At 60.7% G+C, this 19,577-nt stretch carries 17 protein-coding genes and 3 pseudogenes; 10 read left to right on the plus strand and 10 right to left on the minus strand.

What is annotated here, in order from left to right; translation table 11 throughout:
* Positions 1 to 82: 82 nt before the first annotated feature.
* A complete protein-coding gene (locus QNA11_RS19230) occupies positions 83 to 2,635 on the plus strand; it encodes a TonB-dependent siderophore receptor (RefSeq protein ID WP_283484382.1) in 2,553 nt (850 codons plus the stop codon).
* Positions 2,636 to 2,690: 55 nt separating this feature from the next.
* Positions 2,691 to 3,023 carry a DDE-type integrase/transposase/recombinase gene (locus QNA11_RS20830; RefSeq protein ID WP_502867583.1) on the plus strand — a complete coding sequence of 111 codons (333 nt, stop codon included), beginning with the start codon at positions 2,691 to 2,693 and terminating at the stop codon, positions 3,021 to 3,023.
* Here QNA11_RS20830 and QNA11_RS19240 read toward each other — a convergent pair.
* Entirely contained in the window at positions 3,006 to 3,182 is a 177-nt protein-coding gene (locus QNA11_RS19240) for a hypothetical protein (protein ID WP_283484383.1), read from the minus strand. The two genes, QNA11_RS20830 and QNA11_RS19240, sit on opposite strands and share 18 nt — an antisense overlap.
* 266 nt (positions 3,183 to 3,448) lie before the next feature.
* On the opposite strand from QNA11_RS19240, the gene QNA11_RS19245 reads away from it, so the two are divergent.
* Both QNA11_RS19245 and QNA11_RS19250 read left to right on the plus strand, forming a co-directional pair.
* Complete coding sequence (locus QNA11_RS19245) at positions 3,449 to 3,994, plus strand: GlcG/HbpS family heme-binding protein (RefSeq protein ID WP_283484384.1); 546 nt, start codon at positions 3,449 to 3,451, stop codon at positions 3,992 to 3,994.
* A gap of 256 nt (positions 3,995 to 4,250) precedes the next feature.
* Entirely contained in the window at positions 4,251 to 5,621 is a 1,371-nt protein-coding gene (locus tag QNA11_RS19250; protein WP_283484385.1) for an amidase, read from the plus strand.
* Between the two features lie 265 nt (positions 5,622 to 5,886).
* Here the strand turns inward: QNA11_RS19250 and QNA11_RS19255 are convergent, their stop codons facing one another.
* The 4 genes from QNA11_RS19255 to QNA11_RS19270 are packed head-to-tail and all read right to left on the minus strand — an operon-like array spanning position 5,887 to position 9,395.
* Positions 5,887 to 6,435 carry a GNAT family N-acetyltransferase gene (locus tag QNA11_RS19255; protein WP_283484386.1) on the minus strand — a complete coding sequence of 183 codons (549 nt, stop codon included), beginning with the start codon at positions 6,433 to 6,435 and terminating at the stop codon, positions 5,887 to 5,889.
* Positions 6,432 to 7,412 carry a HEAT repeat domain-containing protein gene (locus QNA11_RS19260; protein WP_283484387.1) on the minus strand — a complete coding sequence of 327 codons (981 nt, stop codon included), beginning with the start codon at positions 7,410 to 7,412 and terminating at the stop codon, positions 6,432 to 6,434. Before QNA11_RS19260 ends, QNA11_RS19255 begins: the two co-directional genes overlap by 4 nt.
* Before the next feature lie 5 nt (positions 7,413 to 7,417).
* Complete coding sequence (locus tag QNA11_RS19265; protein WP_283484388.1) at positions 7,418 to 7,651, minus strand: 4Fe-4S dicluster domain-containing protein; 234 nt, start codon at positions 7,649 to 7,651, stop codon at positions 7,418 to 7,420.
* 7 nt (positions 7,652 to 7,658) lie between these two features.
* On the minus strand, positions 7,659 to 9,395 hold the full coding sequence (locus QNA11_RS19270) for a fumarate reductase/succinate dehydrogenase flavoprotein subunit (protein WP_283484389.1): 1,737 nt from the start codon (positions 9,393 to 9,395) through the stop codon (positions 7,659 to 7,661).
* 83 nt (positions 9,396 to 9,478) lie between these two features.
* Between QNA11_RS19270 and QNA11_RS19275 the strand changes: the two genes are divergently transcribed.
* From QNA11_RS19275 to QNA11_RS19290, 4 genes are all read left to right on the plus strand, one after another.
* Entirely contained in the window at positions 9,479 to 10,288 is an 810-nt protein-coding gene (locus QNA11_RS19275) for an ABC transporter ATP-binding protein (protein ID WP_283484390.1), read from the plus strand.
* Positions 10,289 to 10,380: 92 nt separating this feature from the next.
* On the plus strand, positions 10,381 to 11,130 hold the full coding sequence (locus QNA11_RS19280) for an ABC transporter permease (protein WP_330085138.1): 750 nt from the start codon (positions 10,381 to 10,383) through the stop codon (positions 11,128 to 11,130).
* Between the two features lie 33 nt (positions 11,131 to 11,163).
* Positions 11,164 to 12,561, plus strand: a complete 1,398-nt coding sequence (locus tag QNA11_RS19285; protein WP_283484391.1) for an ABC transporter substrate-binding protein — start codon at positions 11,164 to 11,166, stop codon at positions 12,559 to 12,561.
* On the plus strand, positions 12,558 to 13,109 hold the full coding sequence (locus tag QNA11_RS19290; RefSeq protein ID WP_202073302.1) for a GNAT family N-acetyltransferase: 552 nt from the start codon (positions 12,558 to 12,560) through the stop codon (positions 13,107 to 13,109). Before QNA11_RS19285 ends, QNA11_RS19290 begins: the two co-directional genes overlap by 4 nt.
* Positions 13,110 to 13,251: 142 nt before the next feature.
* Here QNA11_RS19290 and QNA11_RS19295 read toward each other — a convergent pair.
* Positions 13,252 to 13,371 (minus strand): annotated as a pseudogene (locus tag QNA11_RS19295) (IS6 family transposase); the annotation flags it as partial.
* Between the two features lie 506 nt (positions 13,372 to 13,877).
* Here QNA11_RS19295 and QNA11_RS19300 point away from each other — a divergent pair.
* Positions 13,878 to 15,821, plus strand: a complete 1,944-nt coding sequence (locus tag QNA11_RS19300) for a DUF885 domain-containing protein (RefSeq protein WP_283484392.1) — start codon at positions 13,878 to 13,880, stop codon at positions 15,819 to 15,821.
* 423 nt (positions 15,822 to 16,244) lie between these two features.
* On the opposite strand, the pseudogene QNA11_RS19305 reads toward QNA11_RS19300, so the two are convergent.
* From QNA11_RS19305 to fae (QNA11_RS19320), 4 genes and pseudogenes are all read right to left on the minus strand, one after another.
* Positions 16,245 to 16,622, minus strand: a pseudogene (locus tag QNA11_RS19305) (DUF2778 domain-containing protein); the annotation flags it as partial.
* Positions 16,623 to 16,967: 345 nt separating this feature from the next.
* Complete coding sequence (locus tag QNA11_RS19310) at positions 16,968 to 17,531, minus strand: hypothetical protein (protein ID WP_283484393.1); 564 nt, start codon at positions 17,529 to 17,531, stop codon at positions 16,968 to 16,970.
* A 32-nt stretch (positions 17,532 to 17,563) separates the two neighbouring features.
* On the minus strand, positions 17,564 to 18,130 hold the full coding sequence (fae, locus tag QNA11_RS19315) for a formaldehyde-activating enzyme (protein ID WP_502867576.1): 567 nt from the start codon (positions 18,128 to 18,130) through the stop codon (positions 17,564 to 17,566).
* Between the two features lie 108 nt (positions 18,131 to 18,238).
* Positions 18,239 to 18,748 carry a formaldehyde-activating enzyme gene (fae, locus tag QNA11_RS19320; protein WP_202073297.1) on the minus strand — a complete coding sequence of 170 codons (510 nt, stop codon included), beginning with the start codon at positions 18,746 to 18,748 and terminating at the stop codon, positions 18,239 to 18,241.
* 354 nt (positions 18,749 to 19,102) lie between these two features.
* On the opposite strand from fae (QNA11_RS19320), the pseudogene QNA11_RS19325 reads away from it, so the two are divergent.
* Positions 19,103 to 19,479 (plus strand): annotated as a pseudogene (locus tag QNA11_RS19325) (DDE-type integrase/transposase/recombinase); the annotation flags it as partial.
* Positions 19,480 to 19,577 lie beyond the last annotated feature (98 nt).

The following is a 19,577-nucleotide window of genomic DNA, read 5'->3' on the forward strand; positions in this document are numbered from 1 at the left end:
AACCCACATTCCGAAATCGTCATGAGAGCGTCGAGTTGGTCACGGGCGGAGACGGCCGGGGCACATTCGGTGGAAAGCGGCGATGACGAAAAAAGGTCTGTGTTACGAGGGTGCGGCGTTGGGTTCGACAATTGCGGCAATGACCTTCGGCGCCTTCGCGTTGGGAGGAACACCTGCGGAGGCGTCCCTCTCGCCGCAAGAGCGGAGCGGCGTCGTGATGGTCTACGACATTCCCGCAGGATCGGTGGCGACGGCTTTGAACGCCTTCGCCGTGAAAAACGGGCTGCATCTGCTCTACGATGCGCGCGTGACGCGGATGCTCCGCACGACGGGGCTTTCTGGATCTTTCTCGATGCGCGAAGGGCTCGACAGGCTGCTCGAGGGAACCGGTCTGTCCTATCGCTTCGGGGGGCCGGACGAAAAGGCGGTGTCGATCATTCTCGCGCAGAACGATAGGGGCGCGCGTAGCGACGCGGGGTTCCAGGCGCTCCCGCCGATTGACGTGGGCGCGACGAAGCGGACCGACGTCGAGGCGACAAATCCGGACGACAAGAAGGCATATAGCGCCGACCGCGGCGCTATCACCGAAGGAACGGGGACCTACACGACGCCGCTCGTGACGGTCGCCGGCAAGGTGCCGCTGCCCAGAAAGGAGATACCGCAGTCTGTCTCGGTGATGACGAGGGGACAGATGAATGACATGCAGCTCACCACTGTGCAGGACGCGATGTTCTGGGTGCCCGGAGTCTCGACCATTGCTAACGACGTCACGCAAGGATGGCCGGCCTCACGCGGCTACACCCTCGGCGTCGCTTATGACGGCGTCCCGACCTACGATGGTCTTGCCGGCTATCAGCAACTGGATCTCGCTGTCTACGATCGCATCGAAGTGTTGAAAGGTCCGGCTGGTCTGCTATCTGGAGCGGGAAATCCGGGCGGCATCGTCAATATTGTGAGAAAACGGCCGCAGGACGAATTCAAGCTCCGAACGGAATTCACCGCCGGTTCGTGGGACAATTATCGCGGGTTGATCGATGTGACCGGTCCGATAAACGAAGAGCGGACCTTTCGCTATCGTGCGCTGGTGCTCCACCAGGACAAGCACTTCTTCTTCACGCCGTCGCAACCTGAAGACAAATGGCTGGGCTATGGCTCGCTCGAATATGACATCACCCCCAATACACTGCTGAACGTCGCCTACACACGCCAGCGCACCAGTGACCCCGCCTATAGCGGGCAACCAGTCGCTGCGCTTTCTTATTTCGGCGGGACGAGCCCCTATTTCCTGAATGTGCCCAGATCCTGGAATCCCTATCCGGATTGGACTCAAGCCAAATGGGACACGGAGGACAAAAATATCCGCTTGGAGCATCGGTTCGGTGAAGACTGGGTCGCAAAGGTGAATTTTAATCGACGCGACATAGGCTACGAGTTCGCGGACGCCTATCCGAACAGCGGCGTCAATCCTTCCAATTGGACCGCGCAATATGCGCGCCGCCATTACATGTATTATTATCATCGTACGGGTCTCGACTCCTATCTGTCCGGCACGCTGCCTTGGGCGATGATCAAGAACACGTTGACGATCGGCTATAACTATGATCGGTTCACCTATGAATATAAGGGCGCCCCGCGCGTCTATGTGAACAACATCCCAGTCCTTTGGCCGAATGCAATCGGTCCGAATCTCAATCCCTTTACGACGGGCGGCCAGAATCAAACTTTGCAGCACGGCGTCTATAGCCAACTCCGCTTGACGCCGATCGATCCGCTGACTTTCGTCTTCGGTGGTCGATTGACGAATTTCTTTGCCAAGAACCGCAATGTTTTCCCAAGCGCGCCTGCCAATTGGGCATATGGCGCGAAATCCAACCACCGCTTCTCTCCCTATCTTGCCGGCATTTTCCGGGCGACCGATGAAATCAATTTCTATGGCAGCTACTCGGATATTTTCATTCCGCAAACGAACCAGAAAGCTGACGGAACCACACTCGATCCGCAGGTCGGCGGGCAGTTCGAAGCCGGCGTCAAAGGCGAGTTCCTGAACAAGAAGCTCAACGCCTCGGCCGCGTGGTTCGAGATCAACGACCGGAATCGTCCTTATGCAGATCCCGCCAACCCGGGCTACTATCTTCAAGCCGGCAAGGCGGAATCCACTGGCGTCGAAGTAGAATTCTCCGGGAAGCCTCTTGCGGATATCGAACTGCCAATCATCCAAAGTCCGTTGCCAGGGCTCGACGTCGTCGGTGGCTACACCTATCTGCAAACGAAGCTCATCGTAGACAAAAACAGTCCGGGGCGGCCGATCAGTTCGTGGTATCCGACCCATATGTTCAAGATCTGGGGCAAATATGATTTCGAGGGGGAGTGGAAAGGGCTGACGATCGGCGCAGGCGTCGTAGCGGAGAGCGGCCTGTCCGGCGCGATCAATACATTGAACGAGGCCCGCCACGGGCCGGCGTTTGCCGTCATCAATGCAATGACGTCATACAAGATCAACGACCATCTGACGCTGCAGTTCAATCTCAACAACATAACCGACCAGAAATATTACATGCGCGTCGGCGGCGCCAACACTTACAATACGCCGGGCGATCCTCGGAACTTCATGGTGACGTTGCGCGGCGAATTGTGAACGCTCGAACAGGCGGTTTCCATTGTGCCCAATGGTCTTGATGCTTTGTATTTTTATGGAGATTTTCTCGCCGAGCGATCGGCCAAAACCGCGCGCCGAAGAATGTCACGATCGACAAGAGCGGGGCCAACACGCTGCAATCGAGAGCTACAATGCAGAGAATGAGGCGGGCATCGAGATCCAGCGGAGGAAATATCTCAACAACATCGTCGAACAGGACCACCGAGCAATCAAGCGGGTTGTGTGGCCGGCGCAGGGGTTCAAATCCTTTCGCTCGGCCGCAGCAACGCTCACCGGCGTCGAGCTCATGCACATGAGCCGAAAAGGGCAGTTGCAAACGACGGGCAAATTGCGCCCAGCAAAGGCAGTTCTACGCTCTCGGGCGTAAGCCGCGAGAAGCGCCCGGCTCGGTAATCCAAGGCTCGACGACAAGCGTTTCGCCACGTGCGCGGCCGACGACGCCGAAGCCTCCGGCGGCGGCAAGAAACCAATGTCGATCGACGAGGCCGCCGCCCGCCGTGAACTCCGGCTTGTCGCGCTTCTTCATGAACCCCTCCGCATCAGACGGCTGCGTCCAACGAGGCGCGAACCTAGCTCAATTATCTACGTTGTAAGTAGGAAATAGACAAGGAAAAAGGACGGCAGCGGCGCTGCGCGAGGACAAAGCAAGATTCACAAAGGCAAGCATCCGCTCCGTATCCGGAGACGTGCTCTAGCGTTGGATCGCAGCAGTTGCATCGCCGCGGTTTGAGCTTGACGTTATATTTATACCATAATAGTAGTCTTATAGACTGCTGGAAGGGAATCAAAAGAATGCGATCGAACCTGCTCTGCGCATTTGCCGTTTATGTCCTCGCGACCGCGCCGGCGCTCGCTCAATCGGCCACGTCGGGACCGGCACAGGGCGCAGCCGCACCTTCGCAAAGTCCGCCGCCGCCCCCCGCGCGCGGTCCTTCGCTCGAGCTCGCGATCGAGGCGGCGCAAGCGGCGATCGACGCCGGAAAGGCTGCCGATCAAAAAGTGGCGGTGAGCGTCATCGATTCCTCCGGAGTGCTGAAGGCGGTCCTCGTTTCTGACGGCGTCGGACCCCGCGCGGTGCACAACAGCAACTTCAAGGCGCAGGCGGCGCTCGCCTTCAAGAAGACCTCCGGCGAGCTGGCCGAGCAGGTCAAGAACAACAAAACGCTCGCCGATCAGATCGCCGCGAAGCCGAACTATCTCGCGCGCGGGGGCGCTGTTCTCATCAAGGTCAATGAGGAGGTTATCGGCGCGATCGGCGTTGGCGGCGCGCGTGGCGCCGACAAGGATGAACAATATGCGCTCGCGGGTCTGCAACGCGTGCAGCCGCGGCTGAAATAGGCTGCGCGCCTTCCCGTGGGCGATGAAATCGCCGACAAGGGTTCTCGTCATCAGCTCGGCCGACGCTGTGGCCCATGACGAACACCTTGCCTCCCTGTGACCGGATGAAACCTCTCCAAATGCGCGATCTATAATCAGTACTTCTTTTTGTACTTTGGGCCCTGAGAAGGGCCGGACTTCGCATGCACGCCGAGAGGGCGTCGCGGAATGCAGTAACAGCGGCATGCAAAAATCGTCCAAGGCCAGGGAGGCAGCCATGTCGCAGGATCTCACACAACTGACCGCCAATGAGCTGATCGAGGCGTATCGCACAAAAACGCTTTCCCCAGTGGAGGCGACTATGGCGACGCTGAAGCGCATCGGAGAACTCCAGCCACATTTCAACGCCTATCGCGCCGTCGACGCCGATGCTGCGCTCGCGCAAGCAAAGGTCTCGGAAGCGCGCTGGGCGCGCGGCGCGCCGAAAGGTTTGCTCGACGGCGTGCCGGTGGGCTTCAAAGACCTGCTCAACGTGCAAGGTTTCCCGACGCGCAAGGGCAGCCTTGCGACGCCCGACATCATCCAGCAGGCCGACTCCCCGCCGGCGGCGCGTCTACGAGAAGCGGGCGCGGTCATTCTCGGAAAAACCCAGACCGCTGAATTCGGCCTCAAGGGCCTCACCGAAACGAAGCTCGGCGGCGTGACGCCGAACGCCTGGGACCGCCAATATGTGAGCGGCGGCAGCAGCGGCGGCGCGGCGGTCGCAGCGGCATTGGGGCTCGGGCCGTTGCAAGTCGGCACTGACGGCGGCGGCTCGATCCGTAATCCGGCAGCCGTCAATGGCGTATTCGGCTTCAAGCCGACATTCGGCCGCGTCGCGGGCTATCCGCACAATGGCTCGTTGTTCCATATCGGCCCCCTCACGCGGACGGTGACGGACGCCGCACTGCTCCTCAATGTCATTGCGCAGCCGGACGTGCGCGACTGGCAAAGCCTGCCGAGCGACATTCGCGATTGGAGAGAGAATCTCGACAGCGGCGTGAAAGGTCTGCGCATCGCCTACAGCCGGACGCTCGGCTATGTGAAAGTCGATCCCGGCCTCGCCGCCGTCGTCGATCGCGCCGTCGCGCGCCTATCGGAGCTCGGCGCCATCGTGGAAGAGACCGATCCCGGTTTCAGAGATCCGTCGCCGATCATCGACGTGATCAATTCCGAGCGCGCTATCAGGCTGCGCAGCGAGATCGGCGCGGCGGGGCTGGACGTGATCGATCCCGGCATCCGCGCGCGCGTCGAGAAGCTCGAACGTTATACGCTTGCAGAAGTCGTCGAGGCGAATGAGCGCCGCACCGATCTCGCGATCCTCATGCGACGTTTCCACGAGAAATACGATCTTTTGGTCACGCCCGTGCAGTCGCAGCCCGTCCCGCGCCTCGGGACGCCGCCGCAGACGCCTTTCGCTTTCCCCTTCAACATCACGCAGCAGCCCGGCGCATCGATTCCCGCGGGCTTCGACAATAACGGGCTGCCGGTCGGCTTCCATGTCGTCGGCCCGCAATATGGCGACCTCACAGTGCTTCGCCTAGCGCGCGCCTTCGAGAAGCTACAGCCATTTCCGACGCCGCATTTAGATTCGTTGAGCAAGCTGTGAACGCCATTTTTGAGCGGCGTCGGCAAGCTCATCGCCAATGTACGGAGCGACGAGCGAGAGCGTCGAAGTCATTTAGTCGATCAGGACTATACCGGTCGCGCGCGTCAGCGCGACTTCCCAAAGCAAGGCATACACCCCCTTCAACGATCCATGTGTCGTTGGAATGACAGATCCAGCGTCAGATGATCGAGATCGTGAATCTGCTGTTGCTGGTCATCAGGAGACGTGGCGCTCCGCTACCTAGAGCGTGTCACGCCGGCAGCGCTTACGAATTACGCCTCAGCGGAGGGGTGAACGAAAACCGCTTGAGTTCGTCGCGGTCATGCCAGCCGATGGCTCGCCAAAACTCTAGCCCGGCGCCGTTGTCCGCGAAAACGTCGATGTGAATCTTCTCGATCCCTTCTGCTGCGATGGCGGCGACCGTCCGAGCAACGAGGCCGCGCGCGACGCCCCGACGCCGGAATTGAGGGCTCACCGATACGTGATACAGATAGCCGCGCCTTCCGTCGTGGCCGCCGAGCACGCAGCCCGCAAGCATTCCCTCTGCATCCGCAACAAAACTCATGCCGGGATTGCGAGCAAGAAATTTCGCGACACCGTCGACGCTATCGGAGCCGCTCATGCCGACGCCCTCTTGCCATAACAACGCCTCGACGAGGCTGTCGTAATCGCCGATTGTGAGAAGGCGGAACTGAAAGCCTGCCGAGATCATTGGTTTTCGGACGAGCCCTGCACGGTATTGGCAGTATGCCAAATGTTCAGAGAGCAAGCAAAACCCGGATCGATTATGAAAATTCGCGGCAAGCCCGATCAACCGCCTTGAAAAGTATCACTTTTGATGAGGTGTATCGACCAGCGCGCGATCTTGCGCACGTCTGGATCGGGGTCGTCGACCGCGCCGGCAAGATAGGGCAGCGCCTCCGGCCGGCGAATTTCGCCGAGCGCCGCAGCTGCTTCCTTGCGCAGATTGCTGATGGGATGCGACAGCAGCCCGCCGAGCGCGGGGATGGCGTCCGCTGTTGAAAGCCGGCCCAGAGCGCTCGCGGCCTTGAGCGCGACCTGCCAGGCGTCGTCCGATAGGGCGTCGATCAGCGCGCGCTCGGCGCCCGCCGCGCGGAGCTTCCCAGCAAGAACCGCCGCGGCCTCGCGCACTTGCCAATGCCCATCGGCAAGACCCGAGAACAGCGCGTCGATCACCGAATCGGCGGGCGCGAAGGCGAGCGCCGATAGCGCCGCGCGCCTCACCTCGACATCAGGGTCTGTCGCCGCCCCGAGCAAAGCCGGCAGCGCGTCGGCGCGCTTGAGGTAGGCGAGCGCGCCGATCGCCTCGCGCCGTACATGCGGGTCGGAATCGGCAAGCGCGTCGATCGCCGCGGGAAGGGTCGCTCCGACGCGCAGATCGCGCAGCCCGCGCCAGACGGCGGCGCGCACGTCCGCGCGTGGATGGCCGATAAGCGCGAGCAGCGGCGTGGCCGCCTCGGGCGCGCGCAATTCGCACAGGCTGGCGCCGGCGGCAGCCGCGACGGACGAGTCCGCGTCGAGCAGAGCGTTTGCGAGCGCCTGCGCGACGGCAGGGCCGTCGAACTGCTCCAACCCCGCCGCCGCCGCGAGGCGCACGCCGGGATCGGGATCGCTCAGGGCGCGGATGAGAAGCGCTTCTCCATTCACCTCGGCGCTTTCGGCAAGTTCGAGCATCGCCATGCGGCGCTCATCCGCGTCCGAACTTTTGAAACGCGCCTCGATGTCTTCGATATCGAGGCTCTGATCCTCGAAAATGCTGTCCCGCGCCATGACAATCACCGCAGCAGATAGGGGATCGAAACGCTCACCGCCTTGGTCGGGCAGTCGAGTTCGCATGGCAGACAATACCAGCACTCGTCGTAACGCATATGCGCTTTGCCGGTCTCCGGATTGATCCACAGCACATCGAGCGGGCAGACGTCGATGCAAACCGTGCAGCCCTTGTCGGCAATGCACTTCTCCGCATCGATCTTGACCGGAAATTCAGAAGGGTTCTCCGCGAAGGACATCGGCGCCTCAACTGTGAGCGGGAATGCGAAGACGATGATAGGCGTCGCGCTCTGTCGTCTCGACCGGCACGACGTAGGGGTCGACCGGCCGCTTGCGGCAGGAGATGCCGCCGCGCTCATTCTTGTAGAGCTGGGTATGACAAAACCAGCTCTCGTCGTCCGTCTCAGGATGGTCGAGGCGATGATGGTAGAGGCCCCAACGACTCTCGGTGCGGTAGAGTGAAGCGGCTGCGGCCATCTCCGCGCAGTCCAGAATCGAATGGACCTCGAGCGCGCGCATCAGCTCGTGCGCATCGCGCGCGGCGAGGCGCGGTAGGTCGGCGCGAAGTTCAGCGAAGCGCTTCTGCGCAATTTCATATTTGCGCGTCACTTTTGGCGGCTGCAGATAATCGTTGACGAAGCGCCGGATCTTGTATTCCACCTGATTGGGCGGCAGTCCGGTCTCGTTGCGCAATGGCGCGCGCGTTCGTTCCCGCTCGGCCTCCACCTGTGCGGCGTCATAGTCCGCAAGATCGACCTCATCTGCAAAGCTCGCGGAATGCTCACCGGCGATCGCGCCGTTGACGAAGGCGCCGAGCATGTAATTGTGCGGCACGCTCGCCATGTCGCCCGCCGCATAGAGGCCCGGGACGGTCGTGCGGGCAAACTCGTCGACCCAGACGCCCGACGCGCTGTGTCCGGAGCAAAAGCCGATTTCCGAAATATGCATCTCGACCATGTCTTTGCGGTAATTGGTTTTCCGGCCCTTGTGAAACAGCCCGCGCGAGGGCCTTTCCACCTTGTGCAAGATGTTCTCGACCTCCGCGATGGTCTCCGGCGCAAGGTGATCGAACTTGAGAAAGACGGGACCTCCACCGCCCTGGAGTTCGCGATAGAACTCCAGCATCATCTGCCCCGACCAATAGTCGCATTCGATGAAGCGCGCCCCGCTGGCGTTCGCCGTATAGGCGCCAAAGGGCCCACCGACATAGGCGCAGGCCGGACCGTTATAGTCCTTGATCAACGGATTGATCTGGAAGCATTCGAGATTGGTGAGCTCCGCGCCCGCATGAAACGCCATTGCGTAACCGTCGCCCGAATTGGCGGGGTTCTCGTACGTTCCCCACAGATAGCCAGAGGCTGGAAGGCCCAGACGCCCGGCTGCGCCGGCCGCGAGAATGACCGCCTTGGCGCGAATGACGAGAATTTCAGCGCTCCGGCTGTTGATCGCGATGGCCCCTGCAATGCGGCCGTCGGCGCCGGTGAGCAGGCGCGTCGCCATGTAGCGGTTCGAGATCAGCACCTGCGCCTTGCGCAATTGCCGGTACAGGACCTTCTTGATCGACGCGCCCTCCGGCATCGGCAGCACGTAGGTTCCAAGGTGATGAACCTTTTTGATGTCGTAGTCGCCATTCTCGTCCTTGAGAAATTTCACCCCCCATTGGTCGAGTTCACGGATCATGTCGAAGGAGCGCTCAGCGTAGGCAAGCAGCGCCTTCTGATAGACGATTCCGTCATTGGCGATGGTGATCTCCCGGACATATTGCTCAGGCGTGGCGAAGCCCGGCACGACGGCGTTATTCAAACCGTCCATGCCGACGGCGATCGCCCCTGATCGCTTCACATTGGCTTTTTCGAGCAAAACGACTTTCAGCGCAGGGTTCGCAGTCTTGGCCTTGTAGGCTGCGAGGGGCCCCGCAGTCCCTCCGCCGATCACCAGAACATCGGCTTCGAAAATGGTCTCGGCGTCGTCGTTGGCCGTCACGCTGCACTCCCGCTGGCGCATCAGCCAAGCCGGCGGACGCGATCTTGTTGCTACTCTAAGGCATGTTAGTCTATATTACAGGTATGATTTCATCGAGTCCATCGGCAGTCCGCGCCGGGCACGTCGAACTGCGCAATCTCACGGTCGCTTATCGTGGCGCGGCGGCGTTGCGAGATTTCGGGATCACGGCGGAGCCGGGGCAATTCATCTGCTTTCTCGGCCCGTCGGGCTGCGGCAAATCCACCGCCTTGAATGCCATCGCCGGCTTTCTTCCCCCAACCTCCGGTGAGGTTCTTGTCGATGGCGCGCCGATCCGCGGGCCGGGCGCCGACCGAGGCGTCGTCTTCCAGCACTATTCGCTGTTTCCATGGAAGACGGCCTTGGCGAATATCGCCTTTGGTCTGCGCATGCGAGGGATCGGGAGCGCCGAAGCGCGACGGGCGGCGCACGAGTGGATCGATCGCGTCGGGCTATCCGGTTTCGCCGACCGCTATCCCCACACGCTCTCGGGCGGCATGCAGCAACGCGTCGCGATCGCGCGCGCATTGATCAACCAGCCCTCGGTCTTGTTGATGGACGAGCCGTTCGGCGCGCTCGACGCGCAGGCGCGCGCGCTCATGCAGGAGTTGCTGCTTGATCTCTGGCGAGACGTCGGCGCCACTATATTCTTTGTCACCCATGATGTGGACGAAGCGATCTATCTGGCGGACAGAGTGATTGTCTTCAGCGCCGCGCCGGGGCGCGTCATACTCGATTTGCCCATCGACTTGCCGCGTCCCCGCCCCCCGGACATCTCCGCGAGCGGCCCTTTCAATGCGGCGAAGTTGCAGTGCCTCGAGCTGATCCGTCGCGAGGGTCGTCGGATCTTCGACCTGTCGGAGTCCGCTGCGTGACCGTCGTGCAAGTCATACGCAGGGGAATCCGAGCCGATGAGCTTCGTCCCGCTGGTTCGAAAACGAATATCACCGCGGCGTGGCGCTGGAGCGTGAGAATTTTTTCTCTCGTGGCGCTTCTCGCGGCCTGGCAATATGCCTCCCTGTCGAAGGCGCACTTCTCCTTCCTCACCTTCGCCTTCACGCCCGCTCCGACTCAGGTGTTCGACTCGCTCCTCGAGCTTTCGCATTCGGGAAAGCTGCTGTCGCATGTCGAGGCCAGCCTCGCGCGCGTTCTCGCAGGCTACGCTCTCGCCTCCTTATTTGGAATCGCTCTCGGCGGCCTCGTTGCGCGCAGGCCCTTTTTCGAGGACGCGCTGCTGACGCCTCTCGAACTCCTGCGGCCGATTCCGGCGGTCGCCTGGATACCTCTTGCGATCCTGATGTTCCCGTCGTCCGAAGCGTCGATGGTTTTCATCACCTTCATGGGCGCGCTGTTCCCAATCTTGCTCAACACGATTCATGGCGTGAGGGACATCGACGCCCGGCTCATCGCATCCGCGCGCTCGCTAGGCGCCGGCAGCGTCACTGTCGTCGTCGAAGTGGTGCTGCCAGGCGCTTTGCCGAGCATATTCACCGGCCTCGCGATCGGCATGGGAACGAGTTGGTTCTGCCTCGTGACCGCAGAGATGATTTCGGGCCAGTTCGGCGTCGGCTATTTCACCTGGGAATCCTACACCCTCCAGAATTACCCAGATATCGTCGCGGGCATGGCGATCATCGGCGTTCTCGGTTTCCTGAGCAGCGCCATCGTCAGACGGATCGGCTGCGCGCTCACACCATGGCGGGGAGAAAGCCAGTGATCGCGTCGCCTCGAAAGCTCGGGTGAAATTGAAATGCGACTGCTTCGAATCTGCGGCATTCTTTCATGGACCCTTGCGACGCCGACGGGCGCGGCTGCGGAAACAATTCGCATCGCAATCGGAACGCAGGATACGACGATCAATTGCGCCGCGGGCGGACTACTGATTCGCGAACTCGATCTTCTCCGACGCCATCTGCCACATGACGGCAAGTATAAGGACGCGACATACGACATTCAGTGGAAGAATTTCTCGAGCGGCGCGCCGATCACGAATGAAATGGTCGCGGGCAAGCTCGATATCGGCGTCATGGCCGACTTCCCCGGCGCGCTGAACGGCGTCGCCTTCAAGAAGGCGGGCAAAAGCAGCCGGTTCATCACGGTGCTGTCCGGCAGCATCCGCGGAAGCGGCAATGGCGTCGTCGTGCCGATCGCTTCGCCGGCGCAATCGCTCGCGGAGTTGAAGGGCAAGACGATCTCTGTGCCCTTTGCTTCGACAGCGCATGGCATGCTGCTGCGCGCTGTCGCTGATCTCGGCTGGGATCCCGGGCGCGACGTGAAGATCATCGCGCAGGCCCCCGAGGTCGCAGGCTCGGCGCTGCAAAGCGGGCAGATCGACGCGCACGCCGACTTCGTGCCTTTCGCGGAACTTTTTCCTGCGCGCGGCTTTGCCCGCAAGATCTTCGATGGCGCCCAGGCGGGCGTTCCGACTTTCCACGGCGCTCTCGTGGACTCTGATTACGCCGAGAAATATCCAGAGCTTATCGTCGCCTATCTCCGCGCCGTCATCGACGCGAACAGGCTGTTGGCCGGCGAGCCGGAAAAATACAGCGAGTTGATCGCCAAGGCCACCGGCATCGACGCCCCTGTCGTCTATCTCTTTCATGGCCCACTCGGACTTCAGACACGCGACCTGACGTGGAAGAAGGAGTATCGGCAGGATCTTGCGACCTCGATCGAAACGCTCAAGCTGCTGAAGCGCGCCGACACCGGCCTCGATCTCGAAACATTCATCGACGATAGATTTCTCCGCGCCGCTTTCAAGGCGTCTGGACTCGACTACGACACTGAGCTTGCGCACTACGCCTCGTCGACGAGTGAGCCGATGACCGAAGCGAGCCTTTCCGCAGAGCTCTGGTTGGAGGGCGAGCCCAAAGTCCACCGCTATGTATCGCTGGACTCGGCATTCGCCGCTCTGACCCAGTTCGAAGCGCAAGGCAAGAAAATCCGCGCCACCTATGCACAGGACCGCAGCAACGGCATCAAGATTTTTGCCAACCGCGCCTGGTATGTCGCCGCGTCATCAGGGCGGCTCGATGCGTTTTTCTCGAAAGCCGACGCGGAATCCTTCGCCGCGAGGTCGGGCGGAAAGGTGCAGGATTTCGACGCGATCCTTCAAAGTAAGCTGAGCCCAACTCGGAGGCCAGGATGAGCCTGCAAAGCATTCCGACGCTTCGTGGCCCGGATATGCTGTTGCGAGAATTTCGCGCAGGTGATGCGCGGGAGCGTTTCGAGCTCGGAAACGACCCCGCAATCATGCGGATGTTTGGAGTGGACCCGACTGACATCCCGGCGCTGACAGAGGCCGGCGTCCGCCGCTGGGTCGATGATTTGGCAAAGCATCCCCTCGCCTGGGCGATCGAACACGAAGGGAGCTGGCTCGGCGAAATCAGGCTCGACAACATGAACAAGCACGATCGTCGCGCGCAATTGGCGATCGGGCTCTATGACCCACACAAGCTTGGGCGCGGTCTCGGCAGACGGGCAATACTTATCCTCCTTCGCTACGCCTTTGACGCGCTCGCCTTGCATCGCATCAGCGTGCGCGTCGTTTCCTACAACGGGCGAGCTATCGCCTGTTACCGCGCATGCGGCTTTGTAGAGGAAGGACGGGAACGCGAAGCGGCGCGCGTCGGCGACGAATGGCGCGATGATGTGATCATGGGACTTCTCGCGCACGAATTCGATAGTTCGCAATGAATAAGCAAGTTCTCGGATTCTGTCGCAAATTTTGCGTGAGTGCGAGACGCGCGACAGCGGGCCTCTCGAGGCTTACGCCGCGAAAGCGTAGAACTGCTTCGCCGGACGCAATTTGTCCGTCGTTTGCAGTTGCCCTTCCTCGAACCCCGCGCTCTTCCATCATCTCCTCGAGCTGCCGGTAGCTGATCGGGTAGGCGACATACCAGCGCGCGCCCCAGACGATCACGTCACATTCGAAATGGCTCCCTTTGGACTCCATCATCGCGCTGTCCCGCCTGCCCCGACAACAGCGTAACCCAGGCCGCCCTCAGACAAAAATTTGCGACAGAACCCGGAAATGGGCCCGAGAGCGCGCCATTGATGGGCCAGTTTGGCTATCCAGTCAGATACGGTCAGGAAGCCGCGGGCGGCGTAAAGCCCGACTTGCACGAGCCTCGCGACAACCTTGACGCGCTCGGACTAGAACTTCGGTTTCAAGCTTTCGATAGAGATTTTTGCCGCGGGCGCGTCCTCGTCGCCGATCCCGCGCGTTGCCCCCTCGGCGTGTAGGAGTCTCTTCTTGTGTGCTGGAGAGGCAAAGGGTCGCCATTGCGTTCCTACAAATTTGCGCGCGGCGTCCTTTTGTATATTATCTCGACAGGAGTCATAGATAATTTTCACTCGCCATTAGAGGCTTTTGGCATGCTCTCTCGTCGCAACCTATTGCAAGGCGTTGCCATTTCCGCTCTTACGCCGCTTCTTGCCGCCGCAGACGCCGCTGAGGCACCATTGGCGACGGAGGGCGCCAAGCTCGGGGCCCTTTTCGACAAATTTGTTCAAGAACGCCTGCGCCGCTACCCAGAACACGCGACAAGCCTGGGCCTCGATAAGGGCGAACTCGCGGGCCTGAAAAGCCTCCTTAGCGAACGCTCGCCGAACGTCCTTGCTCAAGACAAAGAAGACACTGCGCGCCGCCTTGAGGGGCTTCGGAGCATCGACCGCGCCGCGCTCGGCGACACCGACCGCATCAACTTCGATACGGTGTTGTTCACTACCGAAATCCGCAATGAGGCGGACCGGATTTTCAATTTCGGCGCCGGCGGATCGGGAGCACCTTATGTTTTAAGCCAATTGACCGGCGCATATCGATTTGTGCCGGACTTTCTCGACACGAAGCACACGATAGAGACCTCCGACGACGCTGAGGCCTATCTCGCCCGCCTCGACGCTTTCGCGCGACAGATGAGGGAGGAGCTGGAGCTTGCGAAGCACGATGTCGGCGCCGGCGTAACGCCGCCCGATTTTGTCATCGACAAGACCCTCGTGCAAATGCGCGCGTTCTTGAATATTCCGGTCGACAAGGCCACGGTCGTTCAATCCCTCGCCCGCCGGACGAAAGTGAAGGGCATTGCGGGCGATTGGGTTGGCCGCGCAGAAGCGGCGTACACAGGAAAAATCCTTCCGGCGCTGGCCAGTCAGGCTGAATATCTACAAAGCTTGCGCGGCCGCGCGACGCATGCGGCCGGCGTAGCGGCGCTTCCAAACGGCGCCGACTATTACCGCGTCTCGTTGAAGGAAAGCACTACCTCGACGCTCACCCCCGATGAAATCCACGCAACGGGTCTCGAGCTCGTCGCGAAGATTTCTTCCGAGCTCGGCGAGCTGCTCGAGTCGCAGGGATACAGCAGCGGCAATGTCGGCCAAAGATTGGCGGAGCTGAGCGCCGACCCAAAATTTCTTTGCGGCGCTTCCAAACGGCGCCGACTATTACCGCGTCTCGTTGAAGGAAAGCACTACCTCGACGCTCACCCCGATGAAATCCACGCAACGGGTCTCGAGCTCGTCGCGAAGATTTCTTCCGAGCTCGGCGAGCTGCTCGAGTCGCAGGGATACAGCAGCGGCAATGTCGGCCAAAGATTGGCGGAGCTGAGCGCCGACCCAAAATTTCTTTATGAGAATACTGACGACGCAAAGGAGGCCCTGATTGCGGACCTCAATGCGAAGGTCGCCGAGGTGCAAGCTAAGCTGCCGTCCTATTTCGGCGCCCTTCCCAAGGCCATCGTTGAAATCCGGCGCGTTCCCAAGGAAATCGAAGCGGGCGCGCCCGGCGGGTATTATTACGCCGGCTCGCTCGACGGTGCACGGCCCGGAGCCTATTACATCAACCTGCGCGACACTGCGGAATGGGCCCGCTGGCGCCTGCCGACGCTGACCTATCATGAGGCCATTCCGGGCCATCATCTCCAAATTACTTTGGCGAATGAAGCGCAAAACCTGCCCTTGATTCGCAAGATGTCGGGCTTCAACGCCTATGCGGAGGGCTGGGCGCTTTACACCGAACAACTCGCGGTCGAAATCGGATTGTATGAAAACGATCCGCTTGGTCACATAGGCCAATTGCAAGCCGCGCTGTTCCGCGCTGTTCGGCTCGTGGTCGACTCGGGTTTGCACGCCAAGGACTGGAGCCGAGAGAGGGCCATCGCCTATTTCGCCGACACTCTCGGAGAGAAGCAAAGCGTCGCCACGACGGAAGTGGAGCGCTACTGCGTATGGCCGGGACAGGCCTGCGGCTACATGGTCGGAAAGCTCACTTGGCTCCGGTTGCGCGACCGCGCTCGCCTTGCGCTCGGCTCCAGATTTGATCTTCGAAAATTTCACGACGCGGGGTTGCTGTCGGGCTCGCTCCCTCTCGCTGTTCTGGAGCGCGTCGTCGAAGATTACATCGCCCGCTAGTTCAGTCGCACAATCCGGAGACCCCTGCAATTGAGACGATTCTGTCGCAAATTTTGCGTGAGTGCGAGACGCGCGATAGCGGGCCTCTCGAGGCTTACGCCGCGAAGCGTAGAACTGCTTCGCCGGGCGCAATTTGTCCGTCGTTTGCGGTTGCCCTTCCTCGAACCCCGCGCTCTTCCATCATCTCCTCGAGCTGCCGGTAGCTGATCGGGTAGGCGACATACTAGCGCACGCGCCAGACGATCACGTCACGTTCGAAATGGCTCCCTTTGAACTCCATCATCGCACTGTCTCGCCTGCCCGCAAACAGCGTAACCCAGGCCGGCCTCAGACAAAAATTTGCGACAGGACCGCATAGAGGAACCACAAAATCACCTCCCATCTCAGTCGTCCTGAACTCCCCCGGGACCCCAGCAGCGCCATTCAGTCCAGATGTGCGACGACAAGAAGACGCTTAATTTCGCCTGATTCAAAGGCACGCAAAAAGGCAGCGTAATCCTTGAAAACCACGCAACCGTTCGAGTCGCCTTTGGGCCCCAGCATATAAGTATGGGCGAGCAGGCCGGTGCGACCGAAAGTATTTGCGTCGCCAACAGGAACGAGACGTAGGGCCCGGATGCCATGAAAGGGCTGTTCCCTCAGCGTAATTTCGTAGGTGCTGGGCGGCGTTGCGCCGCGCATAGGTTCGTGAACAAAGCGAGGGTCATCAAGTCGCGCGCCGAGCCCTGAATGCGCCTCCAAGCGCTGGCCGTTCGGCAGATAAACTGTATGTGCGGCGATCTCATATACGGCAGTGGCGAAGCCGAACCGTCTTAAAAGAAACGAGTCGCCCTCTGGGGTTGCAATTTTGAGATTTGCTCGGCTGACCATGCGGTTGGATGCATCGGTCTGGTCAGATACAGCTCTTTCGGACGCGATACATCGGTCCGCCATTTTCACTGGGTTTCCGAGTTCCCTCCACAGCTTGCAGCCATGGTCAGGAGCGAAGTGGGCGAGGAGGCCGAGCGTGAAAACGGCGCATGCGGCAATGGCGAGTCCTATTGAAGTTGCCGTGCGAAAGCGAACCTCGAACGCCTGTATTCCTGTCGCGAGTAAAACCAGAACGGCGGTGATAAAGAGACAAGAGGATAAATATTCCATCAGAGCTCACTTTAAAGCAGATGAATTTGGGCAAGCCTTGGTCGGCTCATGTTTCAACAGGCGGGAAAACATGGTGGGTGAAGTTGCAACCAATCGGCGTCGACAGCCGTCTCCCGAAGTTTCATTTGAGAAGTGACATCCATCATGTGATGGGGTGGTGCAAGCGGTTTGTCGTCTCGATCTCAACGGGTGTCGGGCTATCATCTTTTTGTGCCAATTGGTTAGGTGCCGAATGATGGCGCGGCGCCAAAGCGAGGTGTATTGGTGTGGCCCAGCCGATGCCACCAAATATTGAACCATGTCTTCCCCGATCAGATAAACGGGGATCCAGGCCACCCAGCTCCAGTGGCTGAACCTATCCCGCCATTCCGGGACCAGCGCCGCGGCGCCGCCTAGGACCAGCGCGAAAACCGCCGGCCGGCTCGCCAGCGGAAAGGCGATCGAAGCGAGATCGAGCGTCGTTTCGTCTCTGTCGGCTTTCGACAGATCGAGCCGCCCGGCGGCGGCCTCGGCCACGCTGAGCAGCACAAGGATCACGAGCGCAGAGTGGTTGAGCAATGTGACGAGCAAGACCTGCCGCCTTTCCGCTGGATGTCGCCGACTCAGCCCGGCGCGAAGGGATGCTTGGCGGTGACGCGGGCCGACAGGACAGATTTCGCCGACGGATCGCCGGCGAGCGCCCGCGCGATGGCCTCCTTCGTGGCGCGATAGTTGAAGTCCTGGATTTTCCTGTCGTCGGCGGCGTCCCAGTGAATGAAGACTCCGACAGAGATGAAGAGGTCTTCCGCCTGCTCGACCGGGATGATTCCCTCGGCGACCGAGTCCGCGACAGCCTTGGCGACGCCGTGCTGCGCTGGTCCGAACAGCTGGATCGCCTGACGGGCATTCTCGATGGTCACCTTGTTGAACAGGATTGTGTAGGGCTTGACGAGAAGGTTCGGCGCAATGACCGCGAGCAAGGTGGTGAAGCCGTGCTTATTGTTGACGAGCGCATTGGCGAAGGCCTTTTCGGCGGCGCTGCCGCGCGGGCCGATCAGGAGATCGATATGCGCGACCTCATTGCCGTCGCCAACGAGGGCCTCGCCGACGCCGAGCTTCGAGAGCCCGGCGCTTTGCTGAGTCGCTTTGGGCGCGAAAATGCTGAGAAACTTGGTTAGAAGCGACATCAAGACCTCTACTTGGGCGAGTTGGCTGCGGGTGCGGGAAACGCGGTCGCACCCGCAGCTTTCCCCGGGAGGACGGCAAGGCCGTCTCCCCAGCGGTTTGCGTTCGCTGGATCAGTTGGCCGCGAACGGATGCTTCGCTTCGTTGCGCTTCGCGACGACTTCGGAAGCCTTCGGCTCGCCGGCGACCGCGCGCGCGATGGCCTCTTTCGTGGCCTGGTAGTTGTAGTCCTGGATCTTCTTGTCGTCGTTTGCTTCCCAATGGATGAACACGCCCACCGAGATGAAAAGGTCGTCCGCCTCTTCGAGAGGAATGACGCCTTCGGCGACAGAGTCGGCGACGGCCTTGGCGACGCCATGCTGCGCCGGACCAAAGAGCTGCACCGCCTGCTTTGCGCCCTTGATGGTGACCTTGTTAAAAAGAATGGTGTTTGGCTTCGCGAGGAGATTGGGTGCGATCACGGCGAGCAGTGTCGTGAAGCCATCCTTGTTGTTGACGAGCGCATTGGCGAAGGCGAGCTCCGCCGCGGAGCCGCGCGGTCCAATCAGCAGATCGATGTGAGCAACTTCGTTCCCTTCGCCCACGAGGGACTCGCCGACGAGAAGCTTGTTGATTTTAGCCATGTAACAATCCTTTTGACGCGCCCGCCCCTCCGCGGGCCGTCATAATCATACCTAATTGGTAGAGATTAGCAACGGTGTCGACCAAGTAAAATTCGTCCGTCCCGACGCACGTAGTCGTCGGCGCCGCCCCGATCGTCACCAATAGCGCCATGGCCTGCCGTAGACGCCGGGCCCCTGGGCGGGGCGGAATAGGAGGCGGCCCGCCGGTCGGCGGCGCGATCAAGGTCGGTGTCGAGCAGACACTTGGAAAAGCCGTCCGTTCTTGGCTGAAAGCCCTAAGACCGGTAGCGGGTTTCGTCCGCCGCGCGTCGTTGCGCAAGCCACTATCAGGAGGCTCAAGGCGATCACAAGGCGACGGTGGACTTCCTGCTGACGGCAAAGCGGGATCGCAAAGCGGCGTTGCGGTTCCTGCGCCGAGCGATCGGCAGAACGGCGCGCCGAAGATGATCACGATCGACAAGAGCGGCGCCAACACCGCTGCGATCGAGAGCTACAATGCAGAGAACGAGGCGGACATCGAGATCAGGCGAAGGAAATTTCTGAACAACATCGTCGAACAGGACCGCCGAGCGATCAAGCGGGTGGTGCGGCCGGCGCTGGGGTTCAAATCCTTTCGCTCGGCCGCAGCAACGCTCGCCGGCGTCGAGTTCATGCACATGATCCGAAAAGGGCAGTTGCAAACGACGGGCAAATTGCGCCCAGCAAAGCAGTTCTATGCTCTCGCGGCGTAAGCCGCGAGAGGCCCGCTGCCCTGCCTCTCGAGGCTTACGCAAAATTTACGACAGAACCCAAAATTTCCTGTCCTTTTTCGGTCGCCGCGAGTTCCGCG

It is taken from the genome of Methylocystis sp. JR02, assembly GCF_030063565.1.
GTDB lineage: Bacteria > Pseudomonadota > Alphaproteobacteria > Rhizobiales > Beijerinckiaceae > Methylocystis > Methylocystis iwaonis.